At 73.6% G+C, this 1,460-nt stretch carries 2 protein-coding genes and 2 pseudogenes; all 4 read left to right on the forward strand.

The window, feature by feature from the left end:
* Positions 1-332 (forward strand): annotated as a pseudogene (locus tag GPJ59_RS36160) (DUF2637 domain-containing protein); the annotation flags it as partial.
* Complete coding sequence (locus tag GPJ59_RS36165; protein WP_308120696.1) at positions 329-673, forward strand: RRQRL motif-containing zinc-binding protein; 345 nt, start codon at positions 329-331, stop codon at positions 671-673. The pseudogene GPJ59_RS36160 and the gene GPJ59_RS36165, both read left to right, overlap by 4 nt.
* Before the next feature lie 45 nt (positions 674-718).
* Positions 719-1,219, forward strand: a complete 501-nt coding sequence (locus GPJ59_RS36170) for a hypothetical protein (protein ID WP_219672348.1) — start codon at positions 719-721, stop codon at positions 1,217-1,219.
* A gap of 21 nt (positions 1,220-1,240) precedes the next feature.
* Positions 1,241-1,460, forward strand: a pseudogene (locus GPJ59_RS36175) (plasmid transfer protein TraA); the annotation flags it as partial.

A 1,460-nucleotide genomic window follows, 5' to 3' on the forward strand; every position in this document is an offset into this window, starting at 1 on the left:
AGGCCGAGCGTGAACAACGCGAGAGGCAGGCCGCCGCCCACCGCGAGGAGCAGCAGCGTCGGGAGGCGCAGCGTGAACAGCGTGAACGCCAGGCCCGTGCCGAGCAGGCGGAGCGTGAACGCGCCGCACTGCTGGCTGCCGGACCGCCCGTCGAGAAGCTGCCTGAGGACCAGGCCCGCCACGTGGTGCACACGGCGTTCACGGCCGGTCTGCCGGTACGGTCCGCGGCCGAGCTGACGGGCTGGTCGGTGGGCTGGGTATCCACCCGCTACCAGGAACACCGCGAAACGGCCGAACAGACCGCTCCCGTCCTTGAAGGCGCGGCCCAGTGACCGCCGCGGCCCTGCCCGTCTACCGGTGGCGGCTGGCGCCGGACGGGTTGGCTACGCGCCGCCAACTGCGCGCCGCAGGGCTCAGGCCGGGCGGTCAGGACGTCGTCGCAGAGCTGCGCCGTCCGCGGCGCGGCCGGCCGCCACTGGTCGCCTACCTCTACCGCATCGACGCCGCCAAGCCCGTCCGGCCGATGACCCCGGCCCGCCGAGCAGCCCTGACCCGGGCGCTCGCCGCCCGCCGGACGTGCCCGCAGTGCCGCACGGACGCGGGCTACGTCATCCCCGCCTCGCTCGGGATGTGCGTCCCGTGTGCGTTCCCCGAGGGTCGGACAGCGGCCTGACCTGCACAGCACCCCGCTCGTTCCTTTCGATCTAGGAGTTCTGCTGTGTCCAGTCGTATCCGTTCCCGTGGCGGGAAGTCGGCCGCGGGTATCCACACCATCCACATTCCCCGCCAGCGCGGCCGGCGCGGCGCGCAGCCGTTCGTGGTCGTCATCCCCGAGCGCCCGTCCCTGACCCGCGAAGCGCTCGGCTTCCTGGGACGCACGCTGTGGAAGGCCCGTACCGCGCTCGCCCCGACCGGCCTGGCGCTGCTGGCGTTCCCCGTCACCGGGCTGCTGCACGTGCTGGCCTGGTGGTCCTGGCTGCTGGTCGCGCCGTTGGCTGCCGGCCCGGTGCTGTGGTTCGGCGTCGTCCAGCGTCGCCGCCCCGCCCGCGGCCACGTGCTCGCCTGGCGCATCGCCCTGGCCTCGCTCGCCACGATCGCCGGGGCCTGGATGGCGCTGGCGACCGCGTTCGGGCCGCTGGCCGGGCCGCTGGAGCTTCTCTGGCTGCTCACCCTCATCGTCGCCCAGACGGCATGGCTGATCGTCCGCCGCTCCCACTGACCCGTTAGGAGACGTCGTCTGATGGCAACCACGACGCGTAGTGGCACCGGCGGTGCCAACAAGCCGAACAAGTTCGCCGCGGCCGGCGCCGCCGCGGGCGGATTCGTCGGCGCACTCGGCGGATCGATCACCCCGCCGATCAACATCACCATCAACCGCGGTGGCCGGGGCGGCTCCCATGGCGGTGCCGCCAACGCCAGTTCCCTGCTGCCCCCGCCTGACTTCAGCTCCCCGGCGCAGG

This window comes from Streptomyces bambusae, from assembly GCF_019400985.1.
Classification (GTDB): Bacteria; Actinomycetota; Actinomycetes; order Streptomycetales; family Streptomycetaceae; genus Streptomyces; species Streptomyces bambusae_A.